Source organism: Variovorax sp. UMC13 (assembly GCF_014170375.1).
Classification (GTDB): domain Bacteria; phylum Pseudomonadota; class Gammaproteobacteria; order Burkholderiales; family Burkholderiaceae_C; genus Variovorax.
The window spans coordinates 166,305-184,185 of the sequence record NZ_LZZW01000030.1 but is presented as its reverse complement, the minus strand read 5'-3'; the positions used below and the strand labels follow the sequence as shown (position 1 = coordinate 184,185).

Genomic DNA, 17,881 nt, shown 5'->3' with positions numbered 1-17,881 from the left:
GAAAGACAGGCGCGCCGGCGGCTCGGTGCCGCGTGCGCCGGGAAATCGGGAAAAAAGGAAAAGAAGGCGGTCGCACCCGGCGACCGCCGCGGCGGGTGGCCGCTCAGCGGCCGATGTTCTTGGTCCAGGCCGAGAGGATCGCGTCGCGGTCCTTGGCCGATTGCGCGAAGTCCATCTTGTAGAGCACGGTGCTCAGGTCGGCCGGCAGGCCCGCGGCCTTGGCGGCCTTGGATTGCGGCGCGCCCGGGATCGTGACCATTTCCTTGTACTTGGTGTAGAGCGCGGTGGCACCGGGCGAGAGCGTCCAGTCGAGGAAGCGCTGGGCGTCGGCCTTGTTGCGCGCCTTGGCCATCAGGCCCGAGGCCTCGAGCTCGTAGCCCGCGCCGTCGCTGGGGATCACCATCTTCACCGGATAGCCTTCCTCGACCGACTGCATGGCGGCGAAGGCCAGCGAGGTGCCGATGGCGAACTCGCCGGCGCGCGCGGCCTTGCAGGGGCGCGAACCCGACTTGATGTACTGCGCCACGTTGCCGTCGAGGGTCTTCAGGAACTTCCAGCCTTCGTCGCTGCCCTTCGATTGCAGCAGCGCCGCGATCTGCAGGTAGCCGGTGCCCGAGGACACCGGGTTGGGCATCACGACCTCGCCCTTGTAGACCGGGTTGCTCAGGTCCTTCCAGCTGGTGGGCATGGGCAGGTTCTTGGCCTTGAGCACTTCGGTGTTGACGCAGAAGGCGCCCACGTAGCCGGTGGTGGTGAACCACTTGCCGTCGGCGGCCTTGTTGGCGGGCGCCAGCTTCTCGCTGCCCTTGGCCGCATAGGGCTCGAGCAGCGCGGTGATGCGCGGGTCGAGCATGTTGGTCAGCGCCCAGCCCCAGATCACGTCGTGCTGCGGGTTGGCCGACTCGGCCAGGATGCGCGCACCCAGGTCGCCGGTCGACAGGCGCAGCACCTTCACGTCGACATCGGGCATGTCCTTCTTGGCGGCCGCGACATAGTCCTTGATCTCGTCTTCCTCGAGCGCCGAGTAGACGGTGATGGTGCCGGCGTGCGCGGCGGCGGCCAGCAGGGCGGCGGCGAGCACGGCGGTGGTGCGGAAGCGGGAAGCGAAGGAAGCGATGGTGGACATGGAGGACTCCAGAGTGCAGTGATCGGAAATGGGGCAGAACGGATCGGGGTGCTTCACCAACATTGGGCGAATAATTGCGTTTGTGCGATTACTGGGAATTTGCAAGAATATCCACAAGCACCATTCATGCCACGATATTGATCGATGCGTATGACAACTCCTTGACAACCTTCAGCTCCTGCCGAGACCTTTCCATGGCTTCCACGTCCCCTGCTTCTCCGATCGATTTCCCCGCGCTGGCCGGCCAGCTGGCGGACCTGGCGGCCGCGCATTCGCTACGCACTTTCCGTACCGCGCTGGAGGTCGACCTCAAGGCCGATGCCAGCCCGGTCACCATCGCCGACCGCGCGGCCGAGGCCGCGATGCGCGCACGGCTCGAGGCCGAAGTGCCCATGCACGGCATCCTGGGCGAGGAACATGGCCGCGTGCGCATCGATGCCGAGCATGTGTGGGTGCTCGACCCCATCGACGGCACCAAGAGCTTCATCACCGGCTCGCCGCTGTGGGGCACGCTGATCGCCTTGGTGCATGGCGGACGCGTCGAGCTCGGCCTGATCGACATGCCGGTGCTGGGCGAACGCTGGATCGGCCAGGCCGGCCGCGGGGCCCGCTGCAACGAACGCGTGGTGCATGCCAGCGGCTGCACCATGCTGGCGCAGGCGCGCATCGTCACCACCTCGCCCGATGCCTTCGCGGCCGACGAATGGGCCGCCTACGATGCGCTCAGCAAGGCCTGCGCGATGCGCCGCTTCGGCGGTGACTGCTACGGCTATGCGCAGCTCGCGGGCGGCCACGTCGACCTGGTGGCCGAATGCCAGCTGCAGCCCTACGACTACATGGCGCTGGTCGGCGTGGTCGAGGGCGCGGGCGGCGTGATCACCGACTGGCGCGGGCGCGCGCTGCACATCGGCTCCAACGGCCGCGTGCTGGCGGCCGCCACGCCGGCGCTGCATGCGCAGGCGCTGGCGCTGCTGGCCGGCGTGCCCGACGTCGCCGCCTGAAACGGCAACGGCCCGCGCTGGGCGGGCCGTCTTCTTTTCTCTTCTTCAGCGCGTGGCGATCAGAGGCTGTTCAGGCCCATCGCCGGGTCGCTCACCGAATGCTGGCCGGTTTCCACGCGGCCCGCGAAGCGCCGGTAGTAGGCCGGGTCGGCATCGCAGGTCACGGCGAAGTCGTACCAGCGTCCGCTGCCGGCCAGTTCCCAGTGCTGCTCGACCGTGGCGCCGCCCGCTACGGAGGCGGTCCAGGGGCCGTCCTCGCGGTAGGCCTTGGCCTGGAGGCTGAACTTCACGGCGTTCTTGCCCGTGTTGTTCATGCTCAGGTAGACGTTGCCGTTGGCGATGTCGTAGCAGACGCGCACTTCGGGAACGGCCGCGTTGGCCGCGCGCAGCGGGTTCAGGTCGCCCTTGAAGTGGCGATGGAAGCCGTTGGGGCCCAGCACCCAGAGGTCGTAGAGGCCGTTGTCGCTCGCGGTGCTCCAGGCGTCGTCCAGCGTCTTGCCGGCTTCCACCATGAAGCGGCGCGGCAGCCGGTCGAGGTGCAGCTTGTCGTAGACATGGAACACCGCGCCGGCCTTGCCGGTGTTGGCGAACAGCAGCCGCGCGTTGCCGCTCAGCGCATCGGCGCGTGCGCTCACATGCAGCTCGTAGGGCAGGGCGCGCGAGGGGCGGGTGCCCCGGGCCTGGACCGGCAGTTGCGGATTGGCCGGCGGCACGATCTGCGGCAGCGCCTGCTGCTGCGCGCGCAGCGTGTCGGCGTCGCTCTTGCTCTTGCGGCCGGCCAGCGTGGGCAGCACTTCGCTGTTGGGCGTCTTGAAGTTGAAGGCGCTGGTCAGGTCGCCGCACACCGCACGCCGGAACGGGCTGATGTTGGGTTCCTTGACGCCGAAGCGCGCTTCCAGGAAACGCACCACCGAGGTGTGGTCGAAGGCCTGCGAGTTGACCCAGCCGCCGCGGCTCCAGGGCGAAACCACGTACATCGGCACGCGCACGCCCGGGCCGTAGACGCGGCCGTCGGGCTTGGGCTGGTCGGTGGTGCCGGGGGGCGCGGGGTGCGTGAAGCGCTCGAAGTCGATGTCGGCCGCGGGCAGCGTGGTCTTGCCGGCGGCGCTGCCGTCGGGGTTGAGCGAAGGTGCGGCCGGCGAGGGCACATGGTCGAAGTAGCCGTCGTTCTCGTCGAAGTTGATCAGCAGCACCGTCTTGCTCCAGACCTCGGGCACGGCGGTGAGCGCGTCCAGCACCTGCTGGGTGTACCAGGCGCCCTGCACCGGGCTCGAGGGGCCGGGGTGCTCGGAGTAGGTGGCCGGTGCGACGATCCACGACACCTGCGGCAGCTTGCGGTTCTTGACGTCCTGGCGGAAGGTCTCGAGGAAGCCGCCGTCGGGCATGGTGTTGGCGATGCCCTTGTAGAGCGGGTTGCCGGTGTTGTCGCTGGCCGGGTCGTAGGCGGGCGAGACCACGTTGTCGTCGGAGCTCACCGGCTTGCCCGAGGCGACGTTGGCCTGGCGGTACTGCTTGAAGCCGGCCAGCGAATTGTCGGTGTAGTTGTCCGGCATGTTCTGGTAGACGATCCAGCTGACCTTGGCCTCTTCCAGCCGCTCGGGATAGGTCTTCCACTGGTAGCCGGTGGCCGGGCTGTCCATGCCGTCCCACTCGTTGTTGACCACGGCCACGTTGGCGCCGGTCGGGCCGTTGGTGCCGCTCCAGAGGAACAGGCGGTTGGAGTTGGTGCCGGTGTGCATCGCGCAGTGGTAGGCGTCGCACAGCGTGAAGGCGTTGGCCAGCGAGAACTGGAAGGGCAGCTCGGCTTCCATGAAGTAGCCCATCGAGGGCACGTTCTTGTAGCGCGGCCACTGGTTCATGCGGCCGCCGTCCCAGGCGTCCTGGCCGTTGCTCCACGAGTGCGGCGTGCCGCTCACGCGCTGGGCGTTGCCCTGCGTGCCGTCGAGGTGGTAGGGCAGGATGGGCTTGCCGTTGGCGTCGCTCTGCTGCCAGACGTTGAGGCCCTTGGCCAGCGGCACGGTGAAACGGTCGCCGAAGCCGCGCACGCCCATCAGGGTGCCGAAGTAGTGGTCGAAGGAGCGGTTCTCCTGCATCAGGATCACGACGTGCTCGACGTCCATGATGGTGCCGGTGACGTTGTTCGCCTCGATGGCGAGCGCGCGGCGGATGCTGGGCGGGAAGGCGGCCAGCGTGGCGGCGGCCATGCCGGTGGTAGCGGTGCTGCGCAGGAAGTTGCGGCGTGAGGTCATGGTGTGGTGCCTTGTTTTCTGGACGAGGGGTTCAGGGCGCGCAGCGCATCTCGGGCTTGACGGTGGGGTCCGTCGGCGTGCCGGGGTCGGTCGGCGTGGTCGGCGTCGTGGTGGGCGGTGTCGGCGTGCTGCCACCGCTGCCGCCACCGCAGGCGGCGAGCACGCCGGTCAGCAGTGCGATCGCGGCAGCGGCCGCCAGCCGCCGGGCGGGGGCACGCAGGAAAGAGGGCGTGGAGGTCATCGAGGGTTTCCTGAAATTGAAGGAATGGGGAACCGGGCGTTGAGGCGCATCCATGGAGTTGCAACAAAATCCACAACTACCATTTGCGCCGCAATCTTCTGCCCCGTTCGTGACAGGCGATTGACACCGTGGCGTGGTCGCGCGTTGTTGCAAATGCACCGAAGGCATTGCGGTGGCGGCGATGCGCTCCTAGAATCCACCCCGCTCCGGGGCGCACGTGCAACGTGCTGAGATGGCGATCCCTATCGCCGATCCCGCGAACTTGAACCGGTTAGTACCGGCGTAAGAAGAGCTGCAGTTCCCTGATCCACAGGTCCCTTTTTTCTCGAGGGCCGTGGGTCCGTCGAGCGATTGCGGAGCACCCATTCAAACCAGGAGTGCCCCTCATGAACGCCATCGACAACTTCGCCTCGCTGCTCACGCTCACCCGCGAGCCCTTTCCCGCTTCGACCAAGACCTTCATCACCGGCAGCCGGCCCGACCTGCGCGTGCCGGTGCGCGACGTCGCGCTGAGCAACGGCGAGTGCGTGTCGCTCTACGACACCTCGGGCCCCTACACCGACGCCACGGTCGACATCGACGTGCGCCGCGGCCTGCCCGACCTGCGCGGCGCCTGGATCGCCGAGCGCGGCGACACCGAAGGCTACGAGGGCCGCGTGCGCGTGGCGCTCGACGATGGCGGCAAGGGCGAAGAGAGCGAGCGCATCGCGCAACTGCGCGCCGATGCGGCCGCACTGCAGCGCGCACCGCGCCGCGCGAAGAGCGGCGCCAACGTCACGCAGATGCACTACGCGCGGTGCGGCATCGTCACGCCCGAGATGGAGTACGTGGCGCTGCGCGAAAACGGCAAGCGCGAATGGATGGCCGAGTACCTGGCGCACGAGGAGCGCGCGAAACGGGTGGCCGGCAACCCGATGGGCGCGCGCATCCCGAAGATCATCACGCCCGAGTTCGTGCGCGACGAGGTGGCGCGCGGCCGCGCGATCATTCCCGCGAACATCAACCACCCCGAGGTCGAGCCGATGGCGATCGGGCGCAACTTCAAGGTCAAGATCAACGCCAACATCGGCAACTCGGCCGTCACCTCGAGCATCGAGGAAGAGGTGGAGAAGCTGGTGTGGGCCATCCGCTGGGGCGCCGACAACGTGATGGACCTGTCGACCGGCAAGAACATCCACACCACGCGCGACTGGATCGTGCGCAACAGCCCGGTGCCCATCGGCACCGTGCCGATCTACCAGGCGCTGGAGAAGGTGGGCGGCGTGGCCGAGGACCTCACCTGGGCGATCTTCCGCGACACGCTGATCGAGCAGGCCGAGCAGGGCATCGACTACTTCACCATCCACGCAGGCGTGCGCCTGCCTTTTATCCACCTCACGGCCGACCGCATGACCGGCATCGTTTCGCGCGGTGGCTCGATCATGGCCAAGTGGTGCATCGCGCACCACAAGGAGAGCTTCCTGTACGAGCACTTCGAGGACATCTGCGACATCATGAAGGCCTACGACGTGAGCTTCTCGCTGGGCGACGGCCTGCGGCCGGGCTCGGGCGCCGACGCCAACGACGAGGCGCAGTTCGCGGAGCTGCGCACCTTGGGCGAGCTCACGCAGGTGGCCTGGAAGCACGATGTGCAGACCATGATCGAAGGCCCGGGCCATGTGCCGATGCACATGATCCAGGCCAACATGGACGAGCAGCTCAAGCACTGCCACGAAGCGCCCTTCTACACGCTGGGCCCGCTGACCATCGACATCGCGCCCGGGTATGACCACATCTCCAGCGCCATCGGCGCGGCCATGATCGGCTGGGCCGGGACGGCGATGCTCTGCTACGTGACGCCCAAGGAACACCTGGGCCTGCCGGACCGCGACGACGTGAAGCAGGGGATCATCGCGTACAAGATCGCGGCGCATGCGGCCGACGTGGCCAAGGGGCATCCGGGGGCGCGCTCGCGCGACGATGCGCTGAGCAAGGCGCGCTTCGAGTTCCGCTGGCAGGACCAGTTCAACCTCGGGCTCGACCCGGACACTGCGCGCGAATTCCATGACGAGACGCTGCCGAAGGATTCGAGCAAGGTGGCGCACTTCTGTTCGATGTGCGGGCCGAAGTTTTGTTCGATGAAGATCACGCAGGAGGTGAGGGAGTACGCGGCTGCGAAGGGGGTGGCGGAGGCGGAGGCGCTTCGGGAGGGGATGGTGGAGAAGTCTGAAGAGTTTGCTGCTGGAGGGGGGGAGATCTACATACCGATTCGTTCGGTGGTCTGATTTCGGCGTTGTGCTTTGTTTGCGGGCGGGGCCGGGACTCGCCCCGGCGGGCGACTCACTTTCTTTTGCTTCGCCAAAAGAAAGTAAGCAAAGAAAAGGCGACCCTGCTGTCTGCGACCCTCCGCTTCGCTGCGGGCAACCTGCGGTGCTCGCGGTTCGCGGGGTCTCGCTCGAACTCGCTTCGCTCAGACAATCGCGAGCCCTGATCCGCGAACCGCTGCGCTCCTCGGCGCAGCCAGAAGGGATTTGGAAACGGGAACCGAACGGGCCATCGCTTCGCTCGGCCCTACGAAAGACAAACACAAATACAAAAAATCCCCAGCGCTGCAGGCGCAACGCGCCTGCAGCGCGTTGTGGGCCGAGCGAAGCAAAGGCCCGAGCGGTCTTCAAGCCCCTCTGGATGCGCTGAGGAGCGGAGCGTTTCGCGGATCAGGGCTCGCTCATGTTTGAGCGAAGCGAGTTCGAGCGAGACCCCGCGAAACGTGAGCACCGCAGGGTGCCCTGGAGCGAAGCGGAAGGGTCGCAGACGGCGGGGTCGCCTTTCTTTTGCTTACTTTTCTTTGGCGAAGCAAAGAAAAGTGAGTCGCCCGCCGGGGCGAGACCCGGCCCCTGCCTCAACTTCCAGCGCAACGAAAGACCCGACCCCAGACCCAAATCTCCAATGCGCCGTTGATACCATCCCCACCCATGAACGCATTCCCCTTCTCCGCCGTCCTCTTCGACTGCGACGGCGTCCTCGTCGACTCCGAACCCATCACCAACGGCGTCCTGCGCGACATGCTCGAAGAGCGCGGCTGGACGCTCAGCAGCGACGAGTGCATGCGCATCTTCGTCGGCAAGGCCGTCAAGGACGAGGCCGCGCTGATCGAGGCGAACACCGGCAGCCCGGTCACCTCGGAGTGGCTCCAGAGCTTCTGGACGCGCCGCAACGAACGCTTGACCCACGAGCTGGTCGAGATCCCTGGCGCACCCGCCGCCATCCGCGCACTGCATGCCACGCTCGGCGGCAAGATCGCCTGCGCCTCGGGCGCCGACCGGATCAAGGTCGAGATGCAGCTGCGCAAGATCGGCGTGTTCGACGCCTTCGAGGGCCGGATCTTCAGCGGCCACGAGATGCCGCGCTCCAAGCCCGCGCCCGACGTCTACCTCGCGGCGGCCGCCGCGCTCGATGTCGACCCGGCCCGTTGCGCGGTGGTGGAAGACACGGTGACCGGCGCCACGGCCGGTGTCGCGGCTGGCGCGACGGTGTTCGGCTACAGCCCGGGCGGCCTGGGCCACAGCGGGGCCGATGCGCTGCGGGCCGCGGGCGCGGTGCAGATCTTCACCGACATGGCGCAACTGCCGGCGGTGCTCGCCGCCTGGCGCGGCGTCCCGGCCTGAGCCCATGCGCGCACGCAGCCGGCCCTTTCTCTTGAGCGCGGGCCTGCTGCTCGCGGCGGCACTGCTGGCCGGCTGTTCCTCCGTCCGGCCCTGGATCAACGAACCCCTGGGCGACGGCCCGGCACCCGCCGCCACATTGTTCAACCCCGACCGCGACCCGAGCCTGTTGGTGGCGGTCACGCTTTCGGGCGGCGGGGCGCGTGCCGCGGCCTTCGGCTACGGCGTGCTGAGCGAGCTGCAACGCACGCATTTCCAATGGAACGGGCAGGACAAGAACCTGCTCGAGGCCACCGACGTGATCAGCGGCGTCTCGGGCGGCAGCATCCTGGCCGCCTACTACGCGGCCTTCGGTGCCAAGGGGCTGGCGGGCTTCGAGGCCGATTTCCTGCGCCAGAATTTCCAGAACAGCCTGATCACGCAGACCCTGCAGCCCACGCACCTGATCGAGCTCACCTCGCCCTGGTTCGGCCGCAGCCAGCTGCTCGCGCGCCGGCTCGACACGCTCTACCAGGGCATGACCTACGCCGACATCGCGCGCCAGCCGCGCCACCCGCAACTGGTGATCGCGGCCACCGACATGTCGCTGGGCACGGGCTTCGAGTTCACCGACGACCAGTTCGCGCTGATCTGTTCCGATCTGGGCAGCGTGCCGCTGTCCTTCGCGGTGGCGGCTTCTTCGGCGGTGCCGCTCGCGCTGAGCCCGATGACGCTCAAGAACCATGCGGGCGATTGCCACGCGCGCAACGTGGTGCCGCGCTTCGCCGGCCTCGAAGGCGGCGACTACCGCGCCCGCATGTACCGCTCGCAGGCCAACAGCTACCTCGATGCGGCGCGCCGGCCCTACATCCACCTGGTGGACGGCGGCCTGGCCGACAACCTGGGCGTGCGCCGCCTGCTCGACCGCGCGCTGGCCGGCGGCGGCCTGCGCGACAGCTTCGTCGAGGTCGGCATTCCGCCGGGCAGCGTGCGCCAGCTGGTGCTGATCACCGTGAACTCCGAGCGCGACCCGGCCAACAACATCGACATGAGCGACCGCGTGCCGGGCTTCATGGAGGTGGCCGACGCGCTGCTGTTCGGCGCCGGCGCGCGCGCCACCACCGAGACCCAGGAGTACCTGGCCGACATCACGCGCCAGTGGCGCGCCGAACTGCGCAAGCGCGTGGGCGGCGGCAGCGACGTGTTCACGCCCGATGCCGAGATCCACGTGGTGCAGGTCAACCTGCGCGATGCCGAGGGCGAGCAGCGCCGCAGCCTGCTGCAGGTGCCCACGGCCTTCACCATCTCCGACGCCGAGGTCGACGGCCTGATCGAGGCCGGCCGCCAGGTGCTGCTGCGCTCGCCGGAGTTCGAGGCGCTGCGCCGTTCACTGGGTGCGCGCCGCGTCGAACCCTAAGGGGCCTCGCACTGCCCCGCATCGAAGTGCGGCCCCGGCCCCAGCCGCGACAGCGTGTCCTGCGGATTGCGCAGCGGGCAGACCTTGAGCGACAGGCAGCCGCAGCCGATGCAGCCGTCGAGCTGGTTGCGCATCTGCGTGAGCGTGAGGATGCGCGCGTCGAGCTCGTCGCGCCATTGGCTTGACAGCCGGCGCCAGTCGGCCCCGGTGGGCGTGCGCCCGGCCGGCAGGGCCTGCAGCGCATCGGCGATGGCGCCCAGCGGAATGCCCACGCGCTGCGCCACCTTGATGAAGGCCACGCGCCGCAGCACCGAGCGCGGGTAGCGCCGCTGGTTGCCGGCGCTGCGCCCGGCATGGATCAAGCCGCGCGATTCGTAGAAATGCAGCGCCGACACGGCCACGCCGCTGCGCGCGGCCAGTTCGCCGACGCTGAGCTCGGGCGCAGGGTCGGTCGGGTCCGGTGGGGAAGAGGGGGCATTGGCCATGGCGCTCCGAGGGTCGATCGCGCGAAGCGCTTGACCTCAAGTTAAGTTGAGATTCGATACTAGCGCCTTCTTCCTCGCTCCCCTGTCCAGCATGTCCTTCTTCACGCTCCCCCTGCATGTGCCGGCCGCCCTGCCGCTGTTCATCAACCCGCCGCGCCTGGCCGGCCGGCGCGCCGATGGCGGCTCGCATGTGGCGGTGGCCACCGCGCCCGCGCGCTTCATCTACCTGGCGGAGCAGGGCGGCGAGGACGCGACGGGCGCGCTGTCGCCGGACTTCGAGGCCCAGCTCGCCCAGGCGCTGCGGAACCTGCGCCTGGCGCTGACCGGTGCCGGCGCCGGCCTGCAGCACGTGGTGCGCCTGCGTGTGCTGGTGGTCGGCCACAGCGAGGCCCGGCTGGCCCTGCTCGCGCGCACGCTGGCCACCGTCTGGGGCGAGCTGCCGACGCCGGCCTGCACGCTGATCCCGGTGCCCTGCCTGGCGCGCGAGGGCATGCTGTGCGCGTTCGAGGCCACGGCGGTCAAGGCGATCGCTGCCTCGACCCTGGCAGACTGAGGGCATGTCCTCCGCTTCGCTTTCGTCTCGCACCCCCGTCGCCCCGCTGAGCCTCCCCGTCCTGCTGCTGATGGCCGTGGCCGCCGGCCTGAGCGCGGGCAGCAATTACTTCAACCAGCCGCTGCTGCACTCGATCGCGGTCCACCTGCGCGTGAGCGATGCCGCGGCCGCGCTCACCGTCACGCTGGGGCAGGTGGCCTATGCCTGCGGCCTGCTGCTGCTGGTGCCGCTGGGCGACAAGCTCGAGCGGCGCGGCCTCGCGGTCGGGCTGATGCTGCTGGCCTCGATCGGCCTGTTCATGAGCGGCTTCGCCACCAGCCTGGGCCTGCTGATCGCGGGCACGGTGATGACCGGCCTGTTCTCGGTCGCGGCGCAGACGCTGGTGCCGATGGCCGCCACCCTGTCCGACCCGCAGCGCAGCGGTCGCGCGGTGGGGCTGATGATGAGCGGGCTGCTCACCGGCATCCTCGCGGCGCGCAGCGTGGCCGGGCTGCTGTCGGCCGTGGGCGGATGGAACACGGTCTACCGTGTGGCCGGCGTGCTGATGGTGGCCGTCGCATCGGTGCTGTGGTTCGTGCTGCCCAGCTCGCGCAACCCCGTGCCGCAAAGCTATGCGCGCACGCTGCGTTCGCTGGGCACGCTGCTGCGCAAGCATCCGCGGCTGCGCAGCCGCGCGCTGATCGGCGCGCTGACCTTCGCCTCGGTCAGCGTGCTGTTCTCCACCATGGCGCTGATGCTGTCGGGCCCGGTGCACGGCATGAACGACGTGCAGATCGGCCTGGTCGGGCTGGTGGGCGTCGCGGGCGCGCTGATGGCCAGCGTGGCCGGCCGGCTGGGCGACCGCGGCTGGGTCCAGCAGGTCACGGCCGTGTCGGTGCTGCTGCTGGCGCTGGGCTGGGTCTTCCTGTGGCTGGGCGGCGCCAGCCTCGGCTTCTTCCTGCTGGGCATGCTGGTGGTCGACATCGCGCTGCCCGGCGTGCACATCAGCAACCAGAACGTGATCTACAAGCTCGAGCCCGAGGCGCGGTCGCGCATCAACGCGGTCTACATGACCAGCTATTTCGCGGGTGCCGCCTGCGGCTCCGCGCTGGGGGCGCTGGCCTGGCGCCATGGTGGCTGGGGCATGGCCTGCGCGCTGGGCGTGGGGCTGGCCGCGCTGGCCGGCGGGGCGCTCTGCCTTGATCAGCGGCTGGTGGCGCGCCGCCGCTAGCCCTCAGCTCGCCGGCATGCGGCCCGGTGCGGGCTGCTGCAGTGCGACCTGCAGCGCCTCGACCTCGCGCTGCATGGTGCGCACCACCATCGCCTCGCGCTCGGCCATGCGCGAGGCGATCGCGCTCACGCTGACGGCGCCCAGCACCTGGCCCGTGCGGTCGCGGATCGGCACGCCGATGCTGGTCACGCCGGCCACCGCGTAGTTGGTGATCGAGGCGTAACCGCGCTGGCGCGCCTGCGCCACCAGCTTCTGCAGGATCGCGCGTGTCAGGCCGCCATAGGGCTTGAGCTGCGGCTCGATGCGCGCCAGCACGGCCGGCAGTTCGGCCTCGGGCATGAAGGCCAGCAGCGCGAGCCCGCCGCCGCCGATGCCCAGCGGGCGCCGCTTGCCCACCTCCACCGTCAGCACCTGGATCGGGAACGAGCCCGACTGCCGGTCGAGGCAGAAGGAATCGGCGCCGCTGCGCACCACCAGGAAGGCCGAGTCGCCGGTGTCCTGCGAGATGCGCGCGAGGAAGGGCGCGCACTGCTGGCGCAGCCCGAAGTGCGAGGCCGCGGCCAGGCCCAGTTCGTAGGCGAAGTGGCCCAGCCGGTAGCGGCGGTCGGCGTCCTGCATTACCAGGCCGCCTTCGACCAATTGCTTGAGCAGCCGGTGCACCGTGGGCTGGGCCAGGCCGCTGGCCGTCACCAGGTCCGACAGGCGCTCGCCCTCGCGGTAGTTGGCGGAGATCAGGCGCAGCAGTTCGATCGCGCGGTCCAGGCTCTGGACAGTACTCATGGTTTACCCGTGAAACGACATGGAAATCCGGATTATGGACTTTGTGTGTTGGTGCTTCGAAAGTGCATCGCGATACTTCGTGCCTTCAAAAGCACAGGGATCGACGAGAGACTTTCCAGGTGCTGGCCGATAAGTCCGTATTGCGGACTATGACGCTCAACCCAAAGCCGCCATGTATCCCATCGATTTCTTCTACCGCGCCGCGCGCCTCCTGCCCGAACGCATCGCACTGCAAAGCGGCGACACCGCGCTGCGCTACGACGAGCTGCGCCTGCGTGTCGACGCCGCGGCCGCCGCGCTGCAAGCGCTCGACCCCACGCCCGGTTCGCGCGTGGGCATCTGCGCGGGCAACACGGTCGAGCACATCGTGGCGCTGCTCGCGGTGCTGGCCGCGGGCAAGACCTGGGTGCCGCTCAACTGGCGCAACCCGGCCGCAGAGCTCGACCGCATCGTGGCCTTCACCGAGCCCTCGATCGTGATCGCCGAGCCCGCGCACCTGGGCACCTTGAACCTCAAAGATGTCGGCGCCGTGATCGCGCTCGGCGATGCGGCCACCGGCCAGCCGCGCTTCCAGGACCTGCTCTATCGCCACCGTGGTGAAACGCCCCGGCCGCACGGCCGCTCGCGCGACGAGGTGCAGGCCATCAAGTTCACCGGCGGCTCGACCGGCGTACCCAAGGGCGTGATGCAGCCCTACCGGGCCTGGGTCACGACCATCGTCAACCAGATCCATGCCTTCGGCTTCGATGCCGACGAGCGCTACCTGGTGGCCGCGCCGGTGACGCACGGCACCTCGACCTACCTGCTGCCGATCCTCGCGGTGGGCGGCTGCCATGTGCTGCCGGCCGACGCCAAGGCCGCGACGCTGCTGCAGTGCTTTCGCACGCAGGGCATCACCACCACCTTCATGCCGCCCACGCTGCTCTACATGGTGGCGGCCGAGGCCGGTGCGGCGCACGAGCACTTCCCCGCGCTCAGGCACCTGATCTACGGTGGCGCGCCGATGCCGCCCGAGAAGATCGGCCGCATGCGCGCCTTCTTCGGCCCGGTGCTGGAGACCACCTACGGCCAGACCGAGGCGCCGCAGGTGGTGAGCGTGATGCGTGCCGAGGACTTCGCCGACGAGCGCAACTGGCGTTCGGTCGGCCGCCAGGGCCTCCTGACCGACATGGCCATCATGGACCCGCAGGGCGCGTTGCTGCCGGTGGGCGAGGTCGGCGAGATCGTGGTGCGCGGCGACCTGGTAATGGCCGGCTACTGGAAGATGCCGGAGAAGAGCGCCGAGACCCTGGTCGACGGCTGGCTGCACACCGGCGACCGCGGCTACGTCGATGCGCGGGGCTACCTCTACCTCAAGGACCGGCTGCGCGAGGTGGTGATCACCGGTGGCTTCAACGTCTACCCGATCGACGTCGAGAGCGTGCTCGACCAGCATCCCGCGGTGCACGAGTCGGCAGTGTTCGGCATCGAGGACGACAAGTGGGGCGAGGCGGTGCACGCGGCCGTGCAGCTCAAGCCCGGCGCCACGTTGAGCGAACAGGAACTCATCGCCTTCGCCAAGCCCGAGCTGGGTTCCGTCAAGACGCCCAAGGCCATCCATTTCTACGACGACCTGCCGCGCAGCGTGGCGGGCAAGGTGCACAAGCCGACGATCAAGGCCGAGGTGCACCGCAAGCTCAACCGCCAGGAGACCGCCGCATGACCCAGGCAAAAAACACGCCGTACACCGAGCTCTGCACGCACTCGCAGACCTCGATCCACTACCGCAACGAGAACCTGGTCGAGGACATCCTCGGCAAGAAGACCTTCACCGAAGTCATGTTCTCGCAGATCATGGGCCGCGAGGCCAGCGCGCACGACCTGCGGGTGGTCGATGCCGCGCTGATCGCGATCATGGAGCACGGGCTCACGCCCAGCGCCATCGCCACGCGGCTGGTCTACATGAGCTCGCCCGAGAACATCCAGAGCGGCGTGGCCGCGGGCCTGCTGGCCGTGGGCAGCCAGTTCATCGGCACGGTCGAGAACTGCGCCGTGCTGCTGAAGCAGATCATCGACGCGCCCGAAGGCATCGAAGCCGCGGCGCGCGAGGTGGCGCAGCGCCACCAGCGCGAGCGCAAGCCGCTGCCCGGCTTCGGCCAGCACCTGCACAAGCCCGACGACCCGCGCGCCGCCCGGCTGCTGGCCATCGGTCGAGAACACCCCGAATTCAAGGGCGACTACCTGAAGGCGATCGCCGCGCTGTCGACGGAGGTCGACCTCGCCTACGGCAAGCACATCACGATCAACGCCACCGGCGCGGTCGGCACGCTGCTGGGCGAGCTCGGCATCCCGCCCGCGCTGATGCGCGGCTTCGCGGTGATCTCGCGCGCCGCCGGCCTGGTGGCGCACATCGCCGAAGAGCAGCGCGTGCCCACGGGTCGCTTCATCTGGGACCTGGTCGACCACGCGGTGCCGTACCAGGGCGAGGGCGAAGGCCACAACAAGGCCCGGCCTTGAGCGGCACCATGGCACGGCCCGGCATCCTGGTGCTCGACTCGGTCACCAAATTCGGACCCGAGGCGCACGGTGCGGTCGCGATCGCGGCCTCGCACGGCGGCGTGATCGCGGCCCACATGGCATTGGCCGGCGGCATCGTCGGCCTGCTGCTCAACGACGCGGGCATCGGCCTCGACCAGGCCGGCCTCGGCGGCCTGGCGTACTGCGACCACTTCGGCGTGCCCTGCGCGGTGGTCGACCACCGCAGCGCGCGCATCGGCGACGGCGCCGACCATGCGGCGCGCGGCCTGGTCTCGCGCGCCAATGCCGCGGCCACGCGGCTCGGCGTGCAGCCCGGCATGCCGACGCGCGAGGCGGCCGAGCGCATGCAGGCGGCGGCGCTGGCGCCGGTCTTCCCCGGCCCGCTGCCGGCCGAGGCGCGCGAGACCGTCGCGCTGGCCGGTGCGCTGCGCCCGCTGGTGCTGATCGATTCGGTGTCGCTGGTGCAGCCCGGCGACGCCGGCGCGGTGGCCTTCACCGGCTCGCACGGCGGCCTGCTGGGCGGCCGGCCCGAGACCGCGATCAAGGTCGACGTGTTCGCCGCGCTCTACAACGACGCGGGCATCGGCGCCGACGAGGCCGGCCTGTCGCGCCTGCCGGCGCTCGATGTGCGCGGCATCGCGGGCGCGACCGTGGCCGCGATGAGCGCGCGCATCGGCGACGCGCACTCGGCCTATGCCACCGGCGTGCTGAGCCATGTCAACCACACGGCCGAGATGCTGGGCGCGTGGGCCGGCATGCGGGCGCGCGACTTCGCCGTGCTGATGTGCGGCGCCATTCCATGAGCACCTCTTCCATGACCCCCAACGACATCCACGCCAGTGCCACGCCGCCCGCCGGCCGCCAGCGCGTCGCCGGCAAGATCGCGCTGGTCTTCGGCGCCGGCTCCTCGGGCCCGGGCTGGGGCAACGGCAAGGCCGCGGCCGCGGTCTACGCCCGCGAAGGCGCGCGCGTGGCGGCGGTCGACATCGACCGCGCGGCTGCCGAGGCCACGCGCGACGTGATCCGCGCCGAGGGCTTCGACTGCGAGGCCTACGTGGCCGACGTCACCGTGTCCGAGCAGGTGGCCGCGGTGGTGGCGCAGGTGCAGGCGCGCTTCGGCACGGTCGACATCCTGCACAACAACGTCGGCATCACGCGCATGGGCAGCGTGGTCGAGATGAGCGAGGACGACTGGCGCCAGGTGATCGACACCAACCTCACGGGCGTGTTCCTCACCTGCAAGCACGTGATCCCGCTGATGCTGGCGCAGCGGCGCGGCGCGATCGTCAACATCTCCTCGCTGGCCTCGATGCAGGTCAACAGCTACCCCTACATGCCGTACTACGCGGCCAAGGCCGGGCTCAACCACCTGACGCGCGCGCTGGCGGTGCAGTACGCGCCGCAGGGCATCCGCGCCAACGCGGTGCTGCCGGGCGTGATGAACACGCCGCTGATCCACACGCAGATCGCGGGCCGCTTCGCGAGCACCGAGGAAATGATCAGGACGCGCAATGCCGCCAGCCCCATGGGCCGCATGGGCGATGCCTGGGACGTGGCCTATGCCTCGCTGTTCCTGGCCTCGGACGAGGCGGACTACATCACGGGCGTGTGCATTCCCGTCGATGGCGGAAAAAGCTGTGCCGGGCGTTGAGCCCTTTCGAACAAAGAGATCCAGGAGACAAACCATGAACCGACGCCAACCCCTCGTCCTCGCCACCGCCTTCGCCGCCGCCCTGCTGGGCCTCGGCGGCGCCGCCTTCGCCCAGGGCGCCTTCCCCGACAAGCCGGTGAAGCTCATCGTGCCCTTCCCGCCGGGTGGCACTTCGGACATCACGGGCCGGATCCTGGCCGAGGCGCTGGGCAAGGAACTGGGCCAGCCGGTGGTGGTGGAGAACAAGGGCGGCGCGGGCGGCACCATCGGCGCGCGCTTCGTGGCCGACGCCAAGCCCGACGGCTACACGCTGCTGCTGGGCACCTCGAGCACCAACGGCACCAACTCGGCGGTCTACAAGAACCTGCCCTTCGACGGCGTCAAGAGCTTCACGCCCATCACCCGCATCGTCACCGTGCCCGGCGTGCTGAGCGTGACCGCCAGCTTCCCTGCCAGGAGCTATGCCGAGTTCTACAAGCTGGCCAAGGAGTCGCCGGGCAAGTTCTCGTATGCCTCCTCGGGCAACGGCGGCGCCACGCACATGGCGATGGAGTACTACAAGTCGCTGAGCGGCCTGCGCATCGTGCACGTGCCCTACCGCGGCACCGGCCCGGCCCTCAACGACGTGGTCGGCGGCCAGGTGCAGATGATCTTCGACACGCTGGCCTCCTCGTACCCGCACATCAAGGCCGGCACGCTGATCCCGATGGCCGTGGCCGCGCCGCAGCGCGCGGGCGAACTGCCCGACGTGCCGACCTTTGTCGAGACCGGCCTCAAGACCTTCAACGAAGGCTTCTGGAACGGCGTGCTGGCCCCGGCCGGCCTGCCGCCCGAGGTGCTCAAGACGCTGCACGGCGCGGTGATCCGCGCGCTGCGCACGCAGTCGGTGAAGGACCGCTATGCCGCCACCGGCGCGCTGGTGGTCGAGGACACGCCGGAAGCCTTCACCGCGCTGATCACGGCCGACATCGCCAAGTGGAAGAAGGTGGCGGCGTTCGGCAAGATCACGGCGGACTGAGCACGCCGCGGCC

16 protein-coding genes and 1 riboswitch are annotated in these 17,881 nt (G+C 69.3%); of the genes, 11 read left to right on the top strand and 5 right to left on the bottom strand.

Annotated elements, in window-relative coordinates:
• Positions 1–103 precede the first annotated feature (103 nt).
• Positions 104–1,126, bottom strand: a complete 1,023-nt coding sequence (locus A9977_RS24405) for an ABC transporter substrate-binding protein (protein ID WP_183027436.1) — start codon at positions 1,124–1,126, stop codon at positions 104–106.
• A 194-nt stretch (positions 1,127–1,320) separates the two neighbouring features.
• On the opposite strand from A9977_RS24405, the gene hisN reads away from it, so the two are divergent.
• Complete coding sequence (hisN, locus tag A9977_RS24400) at positions 1,321–2,127, top strand: histidinol-phosphatase (RefSeq protein ID WP_183027435.1); 807 nt, start codon at positions 1,321–1,323, stop codon at positions 2,125–2,127.
• A gap of 59 nt (positions 2,128–2,186) precedes the next feature.
• On the opposite strand, the gene A9977_RS24395 is transcribed toward hisN, so the two are convergent.
• Positions 2,187–4,376 (bottom strand): phosphocholine-specific phospholipase C, encoded by a 2,190-nt coding sequence (locus tag A9977_RS24395; protein ID WP_183027434.1) that lies wholly within the window; start codon positions 4,374–4,376, stop codon positions 2,187–2,189.
• Between the two features lie 31 nt (positions 4,377–4,407).
• Positions 4,408–4,617 (bottom strand): hypothetical protein, encoded by a 210-nt coding sequence (locus A9977_RS24390; protein ID WP_183027433.1) that lies wholly within the window; start codon positions 4,615–4,617, stop codon positions 4,408–4,410.
• A gap of 197 nt (positions 4,618–4,814) precedes the next feature.
• Positions 4,815–4,923: riboswitch (TPP riboswitch) on the top strand.
• Positions 4,924–5,003: 80 nt separating this feature from the next.
• On the opposite strand from A9977_RS24390, the gene thiC reads away from it, so the two are divergent.
• The 3 genes from thiC (at position 5,004) to A9977_RS24375 (ending at position 9,654) form a co-directional block, all read left to right on the top strand.
• Positions 5,004–6,881 (top strand): phosphomethylpyrimidine synthase ThiC, encoded by a 1,878-nt coding sequence (gene thiC / locus A9977_RS24385; protein WP_183027432.1) that lies wholly within the window; start codon positions 5,004–5,006, stop codon positions 6,879–6,881.
• A gap of 687 nt (positions 6,882–7,568) precedes the next feature.
• Positions 7,569–8,261, top strand: a complete 693-nt coding sequence (locus A9977_RS24380; protein WP_183027431.1) for an HAD family phosphatase — start codon at positions 7,569–7,571, stop codon at positions 8,259–8,261.
• A 4-nt stretch (positions 8,262–8,265) separates the two neighbouring features.
• Positions 8,266–9,654: a patatin-like phospholipase family protein gene (locus A9977_RS24375; protein ID WP_183027430.1), complete on the top strand. Its 1,389-nt coding sequence runs from the start codon at positions 8,266–8,268 to the stop codon at positions 9,652–9,654.
• Here the strand turns inward: A9977_RS24375 and soxR are convergent.
• Entirely contained in the window at positions 9,651–10,139 is a 489-nt protein-coding gene (soxR, locus tag A9977_RS24370; RefSeq protein WP_183027429.1) for a redox-sensitive transcriptional activator SoxR, read from the bottom strand. The two genes, A9977_RS24375 and soxR, sit on opposite strands and share 4 nt — an antisense overlap.
• Positions 10,140–10,230: 91 nt before the next feature.
• Here soxR and A9977_RS24365 point away from each other — a divergent pair, with 91 nt between their 5' ends.
• Together A9977_RS24365 and A9977_RS24360 are read left to right on the top strand one after the other, a co-directional pair.
• Entirely contained in the window at positions 10,231–10,692 is a 462-nt protein-coding gene (locus A9977_RS24365; RefSeq protein WP_183027428.1) for a RidA family protein, read from the top strand.
• Between the two features lie 4 nt (positions 10,693–10,696).
• Positions 10,697–11,902, top strand: coding sequence for an MFS transporter (locus tag A9977_RS24360; protein ID WP_183027427.1), 1,206 nt, complete (start codon positions 10,697–10,699; stop codon positions 11,900–11,902).
• 3 nt (positions 11,903–11,905) lie between these two features.
• On the opposite strand, the gene A9977_RS24355 is transcribed toward A9977_RS24360, so the two are convergent.
• Complete coding sequence (locus A9977_RS24355; protein ID WP_183027426.1) at positions 11,906–12,682, bottom strand: IclR family transcriptional regulator; 777 nt, start codon at positions 12,680–12,682, stop codon at positions 11,906–11,908.
• A 172-nt stretch (positions 12,683–12,854) separates the two neighbouring features.
• Between A9977_RS24355 and A9977_RS24350 the strand changes: the two genes are divergently transcribed.
• From A9977_RS24350 to A9977_RS24330, 5 genes are read left to right on the top strand one after another with little or no spacing between them, the layout of a single operon-like run.
• A complete protein-coding gene (locus A9977_RS24350; RefSeq protein ID WP_183027425.1) occupies positions 12,855–14,384 on the top strand; it encodes a class I adenylate-forming enzyme family protein in 1,530 nt (509 codons plus the stop codon).
• Positions 14,381–15,178 carry a citryl-CoA lyase gene (locus A9977_RS24345; protein ID WP_183027424.1) on the top strand — a complete coding sequence of 266 codons (798 nt, stop codon included), beginning with the start codon at positions 14,381–14,383 and terminating at the stop codon, positions 15,176–15,178. Before A9977_RS24350 ends, A9977_RS24345 begins: the two co-directional genes overlap by 4 nt.
• Complete coding sequence (locus tag A9977_RS24340; protein WP_259652124.1) at positions 15,175–16,002, top strand: hypothetical protein; 828 nt, start codon at positions 15,175–15,177, stop codon at positions 16,000–16,002. Before A9977_RS24345 ends, A9977_RS24340 begins: the two co-directional genes overlap by 4 nt.
• A gap of 11 nt (positions 16,003–16,013) precedes the next feature.
• Positions 16,014–16,850, top strand: a complete 837-nt coding sequence (locus tag A9977_RS24335) for an SDR family NAD(P)-dependent oxidoreductase (RefSeq protein WP_183027544.1) — start codon at positions 16,014–16,016, stop codon at positions 16,848–16,850.
• Between the two features lie 34 nt (positions 16,851–16,884).
• Complete coding sequence (locus tag A9977_RS24330) at positions 16,885–17,868, top strand: tripartite tricarboxylate transporter substrate binding protein (RefSeq protein ID WP_183027423.1); 984 nt, start codon at positions 16,885–16,887, stop codon at positions 17,866–17,868.
• The last annotated feature ends 13 nt before the right edge of the window (positions 17,869–17,881 follow it).